Annotated in this window: 14 protein-coding genes; 7 read left to right on the forward strand and 7 right to left on the reverse strand. The window is 46.4% G+C overall.

Translation table 11 applies throughout. The features are described from left to right. The first annotated feature begins 7 nt into the window (after positions 1-7). The 5 genes from J3P40_RS02615 to J3P40_RS02635 all read left to right on the forward strand — a co-directional run bounded on the left by J3P40_RS02615 (position 8) and on the right by J3P40_RS02635 (position 5,955). On the forward strand, positions 8-997 hold the full coding sequence (locus J3P40_RS02615; protein ID WP_256002627.1) for a glucosaminidase domain-containing protein: 990 nt from the start codon (positions 8-10) through the stop codon (positions 995-997). Positions 998-1,047: 50 nt separating this feature from the next. Then, complete coding sequence (locus tag J3P40_RS02620) at positions 1,048-1,800, forward strand: hypothetical protein (RefSeq protein WP_256002630.1); 753 nt, start codon at positions 1,048-1,050, stop codon at positions 1,798-1,800. A gap of 77 nt (positions 1,801-1,877) precedes the next feature. Further along, the gene (locus J3P40_RS02625; protein WP_256002632.1) at positions 1,878-2,897 is read left to right on the forward strand and encodes a DUF3078 domain-containing protein; all 1,020 of its coding nucleotides are present in this window, start codon (positions 1,878-1,880) and stop codon (positions 2,895-2,897) included. An 84-nt stretch (positions 2,898-2,981) separates the two neighbouring features. Next, positions 2,982-4,322, forward strand: coding sequence for a signal recognition particle protein (gene ffh, locus J3P40_RS02630; protein ID WP_256002634.1), 1,341 nt, complete (start codon positions 2,982-2,984; stop codon positions 4,320-4,322). Positions 4,323-4,416: 94 nt separating this feature from the next. Further along, entirely contained in the window at positions 4,417-5,955 is a 1,539-nt protein-coding gene (locus J3P40_RS02635) for a YifB family Mg chelatase-like AAA ATPase (protein WP_256002637.1), read from the forward strand. Between the two features lies 1 nt (position 5,956). Here J3P40_RS02635 and J3P40_RS02640 read toward each other — a convergent pair whose 3' ends face one another. The 5 genes from J3P40_RS02640 to htpG form a co-directional block, all read right to left on the reverse strand. Further along, the gene (locus J3P40_RS02640; protein WP_256002639.1) at positions 5,957-6,217 is read right to left on the reverse strand and encodes a hypothetical protein; all 261 of its coding nucleotides are present in this window, start codon (positions 6,215-6,217) and stop codon (positions 5,957-5,959) included. Between the two features lie 56 nt (positions 6,218-6,273). After that, entirely contained in the window at positions 6,274-7,542 is a 1,269-nt protein-coding gene (locus J3P40_RS02645; protein ID WP_256002641.1) for a porin family protein, read from the reverse strand. After that, a complete protein-coding gene (locus tag J3P40_RS02650) occupies positions 7,523-8,032 on the reverse strand; it encodes an RNA polymerase sigma factor (RefSeq protein WP_256002643.1) in 510 nt (169 codons plus the stop codon). The genes J3P40_RS02645 and J3P40_RS02650 overlap by 20 nt, the downstream gene beginning before the upstream one ends. 178 nt (positions 8,033-8,210) lie before the next feature. After that, positions 8,211-8,921, reverse strand: a complete 711-nt coding sequence (locus J3P40_RS02655; protein ID WP_256002646.1) for a DUF4397 domain-containing protein — start codon at positions 8,919-8,921, stop codon at positions 8,211-8,213. A gap of 157 nt (positions 8,922-9,078) precedes the next feature. Further along, on the reverse strand, positions 9,079-10,968 hold the full coding sequence (gene htpG / locus J3P40_RS02660; protein WP_256002648.1) for a molecular chaperone HtpG: 1,890 nt from the start codon (positions 10,966-10,968) through the stop codon (positions 9,079-9,081). Positions 10,969-11,096: 128 nt separating this feature from the next. Between htpG and J3P40_RS02665 the strand changes: the two genes are divergently transcribed. Together J3P40_RS02665 and def are read left to right on the forward strand one after the other, a co-directional pair. Next, positions 11,097-12,326, forward strand: a complete 1,230-nt coding sequence (locus J3P40_RS02665) for a M16 family metallopeptidase (RefSeq protein WP_256002650.1) — start codon at positions 11,097-11,099, stop codon at positions 12,324-12,326. A 17-nt stretch (positions 12,327-12,343) separates the two neighbouring features. Beyond that, on the forward strand, positions 12,344-12,907 hold the full coding sequence (gene def / locus J3P40_RS02670; RefSeq protein WP_256002652.1) for a peptide deformylase: 564 nt from the start codon (positions 12,344-12,346) through the stop codon (positions 12,905-12,907). Here def and J3P40_RS02675 read toward each other — a convergent pair. Then, positions 12,904-13,545, reverse strand: a complete 642-nt coding sequence (locus J3P40_RS02675; RefSeq protein ID WP_256002654.1) for a peptidase associated/transthyretin-like domain-containing protein — start codon at positions 13,543-13,545, stop codon at positions 12,904-12,906. The two genes, def and J3P40_RS02675, sit on opposite strands and share 4 nt — an antisense overlap. 55 nt (positions 13,546-13,600) lie before the next feature. After that, positions 13,601-13,846, reverse strand: a complete 246-nt coding sequence (locus J3P40_RS02680) for a NifU family protein (protein ID WP_256002656.1) — start codon at positions 13,844-13,846, stop codon at positions 13,601-13,603. Positions 13,847-13,856 lie beyond the last annotated feature (10 nt).

Consider the following 13,856-nt stretch of genomic DNA (forward strand, 5'->3'; position numbering starts at 1 on the left):
CGTTTTAATGAAATATAAACTGCTGGGCATTGCTGCAATTATCCTGTTTTTCTCGTCTTGTAAGACGAGACAATACAGCCGTAACAATAAAAAAATTGAAAAGGAAGCCACAAAAGCTAATCCTGAATACAAATCGCGGACAACCTTGTCTTATATAGAGGAGTTCAAGTCGGTAGCCATTGAAGAGATGAACAAGTACGGGATCCCAGCCAGTATCACGCTTGCGCAGGGCATCCTCGAGTCGGCCAGCGGCAACAGCAGTCTGGCGCGCTTTGCTAATAACCACTTCGGCATAAAATGTACGTCCGACTGGAAGGGAAAGGGGTATTATAAAGATGATGACCAGAAGGATGATTGTTTCCGGGTCTATAAGGACGCGCGTGAGTCGTACCGCGACCATTCGGAATTTTTAAAGCGCAAACGCTACAGTGCTTTATTCGAGCTCGACAAAAACGATTACCGCAATTGGGCGATGGGATTGAAAGCGGCGGGCTATGCGACCAACCCTAAATACCCGGAACTGCTGATCAACCTGATCGACAAGTATCAGTTATACCGCTACGATCAGCCTGAAACGGAAACGGAAAAATTGAAGCGGGAGGACAGGGTGTTTACAGAGATCAATGCCAACATTCCTAAAGAAGACAAGAAGTTTAAGCCCGTGGAGACGCCTCCGTCTAAACAGGTGCTTAAAGTGCCGGACACATTGAAAATCTCCGCTCCGCCGGTAAACAGCGACATCCCGCCTGCGCCGGTATACCGCCCATATAAGCAACGCGACAAAAAGCCTGTTGTGGTATCGCCCGCAACTCCGGAACCAACGTCCGCACCTGATCCGGCTGCTGTTCCAGCTGAAAAGAATTATGTCGTAAAACAGGGCGACACCCTCTTCAGTATCTCTAAACGTTTTAATATTTCGGTGGAGGACTTGAAAACGCTGAACGGTCTGACTGACTCCGGAATTAAAATTGGGCAGAAACTGATTGTAGTTAAATAATGTTAATATTTTACGGCTCATGATGTTATCTTGTAGCTTTGAGTTATCCAATGAAGATTTTAGGCCTGCTTATTCTTTTTTGCTCTTGCATTGCAGGGGCTTTTGCTCAGACGAGCAACCTGCGGGGCTTCGTTGTTGACACAGACTCCAAACAGCGCCTGGCAAAGGTTTACATCTATAACAGCAGTCGCGATGAGGGCATTTATAATAATGCTAAGGGTGAGTTTGCGATCAGTGCCGCTGCGGGCGACACAATCTTTGCCGTTCTGGAAGGATATGCGGTAGATACAGTGGTGTTCCACGGGCAGTCGTCGGTGCTATTCCAACTTAAATCCCGCGGAATTACGCTTAAAGAGGTTTCCATCATGGGCAGGAAGCTGACGCCTCAAGAACAGTACGAGCTTACACAGCGCGAATATAAATATGCCCTTGAAAGGGGTAAATCTAAAGACCTTCTCAATTTGGGCATGGGTGGCGTTGGTCTGGGGATAGACGCGATTTATAACTTGCTGAGCCGGCAGGGAAAAAATGCGCGGCACTTGCAGAAGATTCTGGAGCGCGACTATCGGGAGTCGATCATTGATTATCGGTTCAGGCCTGAACATGTGAAGCAGGTTCTCAACATCAGTGACTACGAGGCGCAGGATTTTATGCAGCAATACCGGCCTACCTATGAGTTTGTGCTTAGTGCGTCTGACTATGCTTTTGTGGTGTATCTGAGGAACAGTTATGCGAGTTATAAGCGTAATCCGGCCGCTTTTCGCCTGCCTCCTTTGCCTAAGGTAAAAATGGAAGAGTTCTGACTGGAAAACTTTTATGCCCGTAATTAGTTTAGCATTAAACTTTTAATAAGTCACTTTTTTGCTTTACTTTGTATAAAATGAAGCCTTTTAAGATCTGTCTTTTTTTATTGCTCGGCGCAGTATCTCCTCTGTTTGCACAGGAGATAGATACGCTTCCTATTGAAACTAAAGGACTTGAAATTAAGTTAAAGCGGAGTCCTATCCCGGTGCGTATAACGCCCATGGTATTCAAACCTGTACAGATATTGCCGGTTGTGGTGGATGAAAAAGTAAACTACTGGAAGACGACCACGCAGATTGGCGTAGATGTAAATCAGGGCTCGTTTTCGAAGAACTGGAAAGCCGGTGGTGTAAACTCATTTGCCGTGGGTGGCATGTTGAATTACAGGACAGCCTACAGCAAGGAGGGCTACAGCTATACCAGCGAGGTAAGGCTGGAATACGGTAAGATCAAAAATAAGGACCAATTGCAGAAAAAAACGAAAGACCGTATCTTCTGGGATAACAAAGCGGGTTTGCAGCTGTCGAAGAGTTGGTTCTTCTTTGGATCGGTAACCCTTGAGACGCAGTTTGATGCGGGTTATGCCTATTACAGGGAAGAAGGGGAAGAGAAGTCGTCCCTGATTTCCAAGTTCATGTCTCCGGGATACCTTACGGAGTCTATCGGTTTTGAGTACAAACCTGTTCCTTATTTTTCAACAAGGATCGGTACTGGTACGGCAAAACAAACGTTTATGCTGGATACAACGGTAATAAACACCCGGTTTAACAACGGAAATTACGGCTTAAGAAAGCGTGAAGGTGCAAGGCCTCCTCAAACGTTCAGAAATGAGCTCGCCTTTCAGGTAACCAGCGAACTCCGCGATAAGGAAATCTTTAAGAATGTATTCCTCTATGCTCGTTATAACATGTTTATCCCTTACGACAGGCAGCTTGAGCATATTGACCACCGCTTGGATGTTACCTTGAAGTCTCAGATCAACAAGTTTATGCGGGTGCAGATCAACGGCGTAGGTCTGTTTGATAAAGATGCTGACCGCGAAATACAGGCCAGTCAAAACCTTTCCTTAGGTTTTGGGTTCACTTTCCCGAGATAAGTAAACAGGTACAAGCCTTATGTGGGGTCAAAAAATTCACTAACTTTGGAGCGAGTATAATCACCATAAATACAGGATTAAGAGATGTTTGAAAATTTACAGGATAAGCTGGACCGTGCGTTTAAAGTTTTAAAGGGTCAGGGTAGCATTACAGAGATCAACGTGGCCGAGACCATGAAGGAGATCCGTAAGGCGCTTTTGGATGCCGACGTAAATTATAAGACAGCGAAAACCTTTACGGATGAGGTGAAGCAGAAGGCGCTTGGTCAGAACGTTCTTACGTCTATCTCGCCCGGACAGTTGCTCACCAAGGTCATGAACGATGAGCTGACCTCCCTGATGGGTGGTGAGGTTACGGAGCTTGACCTTAAGAACAATCCTACGATTATCCTGATTGCGGGTTTGAACGGTGCGGGTAAAACGACCTTTACCGGTAAACTGGCAAACTTCCTTAAAGCTAAAGGTAAGAAGCCTCTTTTGGTGGCGGGCGACGTATATCGTCCTGCAGCGATTGATCAGTTGGAGGTTCTGGGCGGACAGGTTGGTGTGCCGGTGTATGTAAACCGCGACTCGAAAGACCCGGTAGGTATTGCCGTGGAAGGTATTGCCGAGGGTAAAAAACAGAATAACAATGTTATTATCATAGATACAGCAGGCCGGTTGGCGGTAGATGAGCAGATGATGGATGAGATTGCCGCTGTTAAAGCCAATACTAAACCGCATGAAATCCTGTTCGTTGTTGATGCCATGACCGGACAGGATGCGGTTAACACTGCCAAGGCTTTTAACGACCGCCTTGATTTCACCGGGGTGGTTTTAACGAAACTTGATGGTGATACCCGCGGTGGTGCTGCGCTTTCTATCAAATCGGTGGTAAACAAGCCCATTAAATTTATTGGCACGGGTGAGAAAATGGAGGCGCTGGATGTATTCTATCCGGACCGTATGGCTTCCCGTATTCTGGGTATGGGTGACGTGGTTTCCCTTGTAGAGCGCGCGCAGCAGCAGTTTGACGAGAAAGAGGCTGCGGAACTTCAAAAGAAAATCCGTAAGAATAAGTTCGACTTCAACGACTTTTATAATCAGATCCAGCAAATTAAAAAGATGGGCAACATGAAGGATCTGATGGGGATGATCCCAGGCGTTGGCAAAATGATGAAGAACATCGAGATCGAAGATGATGCGTTTAAAGGTATTGAAGCGATCATCCAGTCTATGACGCCGTTTGAGAAGGAAAACCCGGATAGCATTCAGCAAAGCAGAAGGCTTAGGATCGCTAAAGGCTCGGGCCGACCTGTTGAGGAGGTTACTAAACTGATCAAGCAGTTTGAGGACATGCGTAAGGTGATGAAGCAATTCTCAAATCCGGCCGCTGCGGCAAAGATGATGAGAAACATGCCGAAAATGCCTCAGGGAAGAATGTAGTCTTCTGCCTAAAAAATAAATTTCTTTTACGGCAACCGTCGTGGCGGTAAATCAGCTTAATTTAGACAAGGGCAACGAGCCCCTCGTAAAAGCTATGCTGGTAAAAACATATGGAGGCGCCGTATTTGGTGTCAATGCGCTTACGATAACGCTTGAGGTGAGCATTGGTGGTGGCAATAGGTATCATATCGTTGGCTTGCCCGACAATGCGATCAAGGAAAGTCTGCGCAGAGTAGAAAACGCGATCCAGTCGGCCGGTCTCAAAATGCCCAGACAGAAAATTGTGATTAACCTGGCGCCTGCCGACATCAGGAAGGAAGGTTCTGCATACGATTTACCTATTGCTATTGGCATCCTGGCAGCTTCAGGTCAGATTGAAGCGGACGACATAGGCAATTACTTTATTATGGGCGAACTCTCGCTCGACGGGACACTCCAGCCGTTTAAAGGTGCTTTGCCAATCGCAATACAAGCAAGACAGGCTGGCTTCGGTGGCTTTATTCTGCCGGACGCAAATGCTGGGGAAGCAGCTATTGTAAGCGATATTTCGGTATATGGCATGCGCACGCTGCCCGAAGTGGTTAGCTTTTTTACCGGAGGCCAGAGACCTGAACCGGTGGTGGTAAATACCCGCGTTGACTTTTTCAGGAGTATAAACCGGTATCCTTACGACTTTGCTGATGTTAAGGGCCAGGAAAACATCAAACGCGCGATGGAGATTGCAGCTGCTGGCGGGCATAACCTGATTCTGATTGGTCCACCGGGCGCGGGAAAAACGATGCTGGCCAAGCGGTTGCCAACGATCCTTCCTCCCCTTAGTCTGCATGAAGCGCTGGAGACCACGAAAATTCATTCGGTCGCGGGTAAGTTAAGTGCCGCAAATGCCTTGATGACCGAACGCCCTTACCGCAGTCCGCATCACACAATCTCGGATATGGCATTGGTTGGCGGTGGCGCTAATCCGCAGCCTGGGGAGATCTCCCTTGCGCATAACGGCGTACTATTTCTGGATGAACTTCCGGAGTTTAAAAGAAGCGTACTGGAAGTGATGCGTCAGCCGCTGGAAGACAGGAATGTGGTGATATCAAGAGCAAAGATGTGTGTGGATTACCCCGCCAGCTTCATGCTTATCGCCTCTATGAATCCGTGCCCATGTGGTTTCTTTAACCACCCCGAGCGCGAATGTACCTGTAGTCCGGGCGAGGTTCAGCGCTATCTTGGAAAGATTTCAGGACCCTTGCTGGACCGGATTGACCTGCACGTGGAAGTAACCCCTGTTGACTTTAATGCCTTGACATCTGCTGCGGAGGCTGAGCCGAGCAGTGCGATTCGCGAAAGGGTGATCGCTGCCAGGGCAGTGCAAACGGAAAGATTCAGGCAGCAGGAATCGCTGCACTACAACGCGCAAATGAGCCCCAATATGGTCCGCGCAGTTTGTAAAATTAATCCTGACGGACAGCAGTTAATTAAGCGTGCCATGGAAAAACTTGGGCTTTCGGCCAGGGCGTATGACCGTATACTGAAGGTTTCGCGCACCATTGCGGATCTGACGGGGACACCGGAAATCCGCCTGGAGCATTTGGCGGAGGCAATCCATTACCGCAGCCTGGACAGAAGCAGCTGGAACCGGTAGATTAATCTTCGTCTTCGTCCAGTTCATCATCTTCTGCAGGAGGCACATAGGCAACGATTTCACGGCCGATTTGATTGATCTCTTCGTCGGCCTCAAAGTCAGGTGTACCGGTCTCAGCATCCAACTTGATCCACTGGGTATCGGTATCTTTTTGAATAAGAGCGTATTCTTTTCCGTCCTTATATATGGCGTAGGTATCATTTCCTTCAGGAAATACCGCATAGTTCACATCGCCGAGTATGATATCAAATGGTTGCTGCATGGCTACTGTTTTATTCTGGTGTAAAGATAATCAGAATTACGGAGCTGTTTCAGCACTTAGAAGTCGAATTTCAATCGGAGACCGGTACCCATGAAGCGCAGGTTTTCTTTAGAAATTTCCTTCATCGGCACCTTCATAAAGGGTTCTATGGAAATTGCCTTGTCGCCCGCTATTTTCTGCCTGAATCCAAAAGAAAAATTATAGAAGCCAAGGTAGTTCTGCTGGTTGACCTCAGACCGCGGAGCCTCCTCTCTAGCTTTCTCGGCAACAATGACGGTTTTAAAGCTGTCTTCCTCACCGGCCAGGGTGGGGGCGTTCTGCACCAGGCGCTCCTGTATATAGGTGTTGTTCTGGCGCTGATTGATGACCGCGAAAGCCGAGACGCCTACGTTTGCATATACCTTTTCGCTGAAGCGGTATTTTACTTCCAGCGGGATGTCTATTCCTACTACCCTGGCATCCACAGACTCCAGGCTTTTCGATTCGCTGGCGATGGCAGTCTTCGCAGGCGATTCCATCAGCCGGTTGTCCTCAGTACCTTTAGATGCCGCCATTTCATTATAAGAGAGCCCTGAGCTTAAGGATACTTTATCGGAAAGCGCGTAGGCCATACTTAAGCCGTAACCCATATTCAATTTGCCTGCATTGCCTACAGAGGGCGCCAGCATAACGCCGACTTCCCACTTGTCGGCCGCGGACGAAGCATCTTTTTTAGGCTGAGCCTGGTTCCTCGCCGACTCGAGCGCCAGGAACGTTTCGATATCGTTCCTTCTGGCTGTCACCGGCGTAGTTGTTGTTTCTTCCTGAGGACGGGCTACTCTCTCTGAGGCCGACTGTTCCAGCTTAGGTACAACGTTGGCTATGTTGTATGCCGGGTTTTTAGCGATTGCCTGTACCGGACTAGCTTCAGGGTCCTGCGCAACGGCATATCCCTGCGTTTCAGTGCCCGGAGTTACCGCAGGATGAACAATGATCTGCTCCCGTTTTGAAATATGGGTTTCAGGTGCAGTTGTTTCGGGGGCCTTCTGAATACCCGTATCTTCAATCTTTGTAAGTCCTGGCTGTTCCTGAGCCGGAATCAGTGAGTCTGGTGTTTGCGTCTGGTTAAAGAAGAACAATTTGGCTACAATGAGTCCCACTGCAGCAGCAGAGCCTATTGCGCCGAGCCATAATATAAGCGGCTTGCGTCCTGGCTGCTTCTTCGTACTAAATTCTTCCCATGCGCCCGGGCGATAAGGCTCCTCATGCCCGATCAAACCCTCCCGAATACGGGCAATCAGCTCGTCCTCTCCTGGCTCTCTATGATCAGTTGGTCGCATAAACATGACTTAAATTTTTAACATATAAATCCCTCAGCCTTGTCTTGGCCCTGGTAAGATAAACCCTGCTCGAGCTTTCAGAGATACTCAGTGCCCTGGAAATCTCATCGTGCGAGAAGCCTTCGATCTCATACATATTGAAAATAAGGCGCTGGGTTTCCGGGAGGGCATTGAGCAGGCTCATGATGTCCCGCACGTTAAGTTGAGTGATGGCGTTTAGATGGGTAACTGGCTGGTCGCCCTCTGCAATATCGTCTATCGAGGTAAACTCTTTTCTGGCTCTGAGAAAATCGATCGCAGTTCGGGATGATATTCTGGCAATCCATCCCTTGAAAGCCTTCTGAAGCTGGTCGTCCTCTTTAGGAAAACTGAATTGTGCGATGCTTTTAAATATCTTGATAAAACTGTCGTTGACGAGTTCCTCCGCGTCATCGCGGTTGTTTACGTAGCGTAAAATAACCCCAATAATGTATCCGTAAAATGATTTGTAGACCATTTCTTTGCATTTGTTGTCGTTATTTAAGCAACCTTTGATTGCTTGATGCAAATGGAGCATTCCTATTTGGGAATTCGTTTTATATCAGTCAGTTGACCCGCAAATATCCTGGATATTTTTTAATTAATGAAGCCGGAACCAATATAAGTCCCGGCTGTCGGTTTGCCTGGCACAGGGCCTAGTGAGCAAAAACGTTTACGGCCAGCTTCAACTGATCATCATCAGATTCTGCAAGGCCTTTTACCCAAATGGTATAGATCTTATTTGCTTCAATCTTTACGTTGGCGACGGTAGCTACCACGGCGCCGGTTTCTTTATCCTCCGCATTGAACGTAATATTCTGTGCCGGATCTATGTTTACAAATTCCGTGTATTGCTTAAACGTTTTGTTTGTAAATAAGTCGGTGTCTTTACCCGCTATAGCCAAATTTAGGGCCGGAGCATCCGGACTCATATGCACAAACCGCACTTTCGCCTTACCACTCTGCGGGTACGACAGATCATCTTTGATCATGACATACTTCAACTGGTCAAATTTATCGGCAACAAACAAGGTATACCCTTTTTGAACCTCAAAGTCAAAGCCTTCCGAAAGCAGGTTCGCGGTTGTTCCTTTTTTCTTTACAATAATGGTCCTATTTCCAGTGATCAGATTCAAATAACCGATCTTACCTCCAAAACTGAAGTCGGTATTGTTGGGCACCAAAGTGTTTTCGACATAAACATCAAGCTTCTCTGTCGTGGGAGAGGCATGCACAACGTTTAGTCCGGCGATTTCAGGAGGCGTAAAATCGTCATCATCTTTTGAACACGCGGATAAAACGATTGCACCAAAGGCCAGTGCTGCGAAAGTTCTTGAGATGGTTTTAATATTTGTTAAAATCTTCATAGTGTTTGTCTCTTTAAATTTGTTTCAATCTTGTTATGGCCGCTAACAGTTTGATACTAAAACGGGCAAAGCTGACAAAACGCTACATCGAATTAAAAAACATAAAAAAAGCCGGCTGATTGCTCAGCCAGCTCATGATCTGTTAAGGATCGCTTAATTAAATGAGTTCTACGCTTCTGCTGACAAATGCCGTTAGTTCGGCTCCCGTTAGCATGCCTTGCGCAAGTAATGCTAAGTCCATCGCCTGCTTGGCAAGCATGGTTTTGGTCTCTTCGTCTGTTGCAGCCGCTATTTTTCCGATGAGCTTGTGGTTGCCATTTACTGCTACTTTATAACTATCAGGCATACTGCCGTAGAAACCCATGCCTCCGCCCATTGCGGCCATGTCTTTCATTCTTCGCATAAACTCGTCCATGGTAACGGTAACTGGCAGCTCTTCAGGATTGAGGCCTACGATCTCAACGGTGTAGCCCGGCTTCGAAATAGCTTTCTCGAAGATTTCTTTAACCTGCTGTGATTGCTCCTCGGTAAGTACAGATTCGATCTGCTCGTCTTTTTCGATAAGCTTGCTGGCAACGCTTGAATCGACACGCTTCAGCGAAGTTTTCTCAAGCTTTTGTTCGAGATGGCTCACGAAATGGTTGTCGATCGGAGAATTCATGACCAGTACATCGTAGTCCTTTTTGCCTGCCGACTGGATAAAGCTGTCCTGCTTAGCCGGGTCATTAGCGTAAATGTAAACAACCTGGCCGTTTTTATCGGTTTGTATGTCCTTCACCTTTTCGCGGTATTCCTCCAGCGTATAGTGCTCCTCTTTGGTGTTTGTAAGCAGCGCAAAGTCTTTGGCCTTTTCGTAAAACTTCTCTTCGCTTACCATACCGTATTTAACAAAAAGGCCAATATCTGTCCATTTTTCTTCAAACGCTTTACGGTCTTTATTAAACAACTCCTGAAGCTTGTCGGCTACTTTACGTGTAATATAGTTGTTAATCTTTTTAACGTTGCTGTCGGCCTGAAGGAAGCTTCGTGATACGTTTAGCGGAATGTCCGGAGAATCTATTACACCGTGTAAAAGCATTAAAAACTCAGGAACAATGTCTTTAACCTCGTCGGTAATAAATACCTGGCGGGAGAACAACTTGATTTTGTTACGCTGAAACTCGTAGTCGTTCTTCAGTTTAGGGAAATATAGTACCCCGGTCAGGTTAAATGGATAGTCTACATTAAGATGTATCCAGAAAAGCGGATCCTCGGAGAATGGATACAACTGTTTATAAAAGTCGAGATAATCCTGATCTGACAAATCTGCAGGCGCTTTGGTCCAGATCGGATTCGTGGTGTTGATGATATTATCAACTTCCACGCTTTTGTATTTTGGCTTTCCTTCTTCATCTTCTCCGTCCGGCTCCTGCTCGGTTTTGGTGCCGAACTTAATGGGAACAGGAAGAAACTTTCCATACTTGTCGAGGATTCCTTCTAACTTAAACTTGTCCAGAAACTCTTCAGACTCTGCGTTGATATGAAGAATAATGTCTGTTCCCCGAGTAGTGCGGCTACCTGCAGTAATTTCGTAGGTAGTGCTTCCGTCGCACACCCAACGAGCAGCTTCCACTCCCTCCTGGTAAGACAGAGTCTGAATCTCGACTAAGTCGGCCACCATAAAGGCAGAATAAAATCCAAGCCCGAATTTGCCAATGATCTCGTTGGCATCTTTTGCGTCCTTGAACTTCTCTACGAATTCGCTTGCGCCCGAGAAAGCCACTTGGTTAATATATTTCTTTATCTCTTCGGCAGTCATCCCCAGTCCGTTGTCGGATATGGTTATGGTCTTCTTCTCCTTATCGAGTGCCACCTCTACCAGCGGTGCTCCTAGCTCTCCGTTATACTGGCCCAGCGATGAAAGTCGTTTAATTTTCTGCACCGCATCAACGGCATTGGAAACGAGTTCTCTCAAGAAAATCTCGTTGTCGGAATAAAGAAATTTCTTGATAATAGGAAAAATGTTCTCCGTGTGGATGGATATGGTTCCTTTTTCTTCTACGCTCATATTTTTAACTTTTAAAAGTACATGTGCTGCATATCAAGGCCTATTCCAAAAATAATTTTGTTGTCAAATTGACAGTCGGCTTTGATCAAACCGCAGCAGTCAATTTACTTTGTGTACCTTTGTGCGGAATGGAATATAATGTTCACACGTTGCCTAATGGCATACGCTTGCTCCACGTCCCCTCAGCTTCTCCGATTTCACATGCCTGCATTGTTATCAATAGCGGCTCCAGAGATGAAGCCGATGATAAAAGTGGCCTTGCGCATTTTATAGAACATCTGATCTTTAAGCGCACCGAGAAGCGAACGACAAACCAGATCCTAAACAGGCTTGAGAGCGTGGGAGCCGATTTAAACGCTTATACAACAAAGGAATACACTTGTATTCATGCTTCATTTCTCAACCCCTATCTGGATCGTACCCTAGAACTCTTTAACGACATCGTTTTTCATTCTACCTTTCCTGAGGATGAGATGGAGAAGGAGAAAAGTGTGATCCTGGATGAAATAGCGTCATATCTCGATCAGCCGGAAGAAGCCATATATGATGATTTTGAAGATCTGATATTTGCGGGAAATGCGCTTGGCCGAAATATACTTGGTTCCTCAGAAAGCGTTATGTCGATCACTCGAGCTGATATATTCAAGTTTCTTGCCTTTAAATACCGGACAAGCGAGATTGTGGTTGCCGTTTTGGGTAATTATAGTTTTAACAGAGCCAAGGCTGTGTTTACAAAGCACTATGCTGACATTGCTGAAAACACGCCCTCGATAACGCGCACGCCTCCTAAAAAGGTTCGCCCGCGAGCCATTGTTGAACAGAAGCCGATTCAGCAGGTTCACGCAGTACTAGGCGCTCAGGCGTACTCGCTGCACCATGAGTATAAAACCGGTTTACTCTTGCTCAACAACTTCCTTGGGGGCAATGGGATGAGTTCCGTCTTAAACCTGCAGATCAGGGAAAAGCATGGCATTGCCTACACGATCGAGTCGAGCTACAGCCCGCTAAGCGACACTGGTCTTTTCACCATATACTTCGGAACGGACAAGGAGAAGGTTGACAAGGCATGGATGCTGATTAACAGAGAACTGAAAAAAATAAAGGATAAGTCCTTATCACCCATACAGCTTCAAAAAGCAAAGCAGAAACTTATCGGTCAGATTGCATTGGGTGAAGAGAACCGTATCGGTCTGATCATTTCGATGGCAAAGAGCCTGCTCGACTATGGGTTTGTGGATAGTTTGCAGACGGTTTTCAATAAAATAGAAGCGGTATCTTCTGACGCGCTTGCTGACATTGCTAATGAGGTGCTCGACGAAGAAAACCTGAGTTCCCTGAGCTTTTTTCCTATAAGCTAATTTACTACTTTTGCCAAATGAAGTTACCGATTGTAGCCTACGGAGATCCTGTCTTAAAAAAGGTCTGTACACCAATTGATGCATCTTATCCTGACCTGGATAAGTTGATAAGCAATATGTTTGAAACCATGTATAACGCAAGCGGTGTAGGGCTTGCTGCTCCACAGGTTGGCCTGGCCATAAGGTTGTTTATTGTTGACACGAGCGGCGGGGACGACAAGGATAAGGATCGTTACAAGAAGGTTTTTATCAACGCTGAGATCATTGAAGAAAGCGGCGAACCCTGGGCTTTTAACGAAGGCTGCCTCAGTATTCCAGATATTCGTGAGGACGTGATGCGAAAGCCGAACGTGCGCATCAGATATTATGATGAGAACTGGGTGCTGCAGGAAGAGGAGGTTACAGGTATGCCTGCGCGCGTCATACAGCATGAATATGATCATATTCAGGGAACGCTCTTCACAGATAAGCTTGGCTTACTCAGAAAACGTATGTTGAAGAGCAGGCTGGACGCCATTTCAAAAGGCAACGTAAAGGCGGAATATAAAATGCGCTTCCCTAACCAATCCAAGAGGCGTTAGTTATCTGAACTTCTGCTTTTATCACCGCTGAAGATCGATTGCATGAGTTTTCCCCATGCAAATGGATTCAGCAAAGGGTTTGTCTGAACCATGTTCTTATTCAACGCCCTGTCGTGATTGAGGCGGTAGTTGATACTGGATATCTCTCCGGCATCCCGTGGTAGATTCTGGATCATCCCGTTAAGGTTTTCCCGTGACAGGTTCTTATTTGCAATGACATAGTCATCATCCGCAACTTTCATCGTCATAAACTGACGCGTAAACTCTTCAACGGTAGCCCACGGAAAGACCCGGACGGTAGGCAGGTTTATGATCTCGGCTTTCATTTTTACCATTGCCGTATATTTGGTGTCGTCGATCTTTCCGGGGATGACTAACATCTGTTCACGATATCCCACGGCAGAATAAAGTATAGTATCGCCAGGATGGGCAATAAACGAAAAAAAGCCCTTGTAGTTTGCCGCGTACCTTTGGTCTTTGTTGGTAAGGTTAGTTACCGTAACATAAGGCACCGCGGTATTGCTGTCCAGGTCCGTAATGATCCCGGAGAACTGGATCAGTTTCTTGCTGACAGGAGTCTGCTGCGCAAACAGCGGAGCCGCAAGGAAGAAGGACAAGACAATTAACAAATACCTCATATATACAAAGATAGCTATTGTATAAACAACGCTTCCGTTAAATAGTGTTAAAAGATCATACGGGCTCGGTCAGGTTGATCGCTTCAACCCCGGTGATTTCTGGTACAGCTTTAATGATGGCTTGCTCTATGCCTGCTTTCATCGTCATAAAACTCATCTTGCAAGAGCCGCAATTACCCAATAATCGTAATTTAACTACTTTTTCCGGCGTAATCTCTTCAATCGCTACGTCACCCCCATCTGCCACCAGATATGGTCTGATGGTTTCTAATGCCTGTTCAACTTGTTCTGTTAAATTCATTGGATGTTTA

This window comes from Pedobacter deserti, from assembly GCF_024436415.1.
In the GTDB taxonomy this organism is placed as follows: Bacteria; Bacteroidota; Bacteroidia; order Sphingobacteriales; family Sphingobacteriaceae; genus Pedobacter; species Pedobacter faecalis.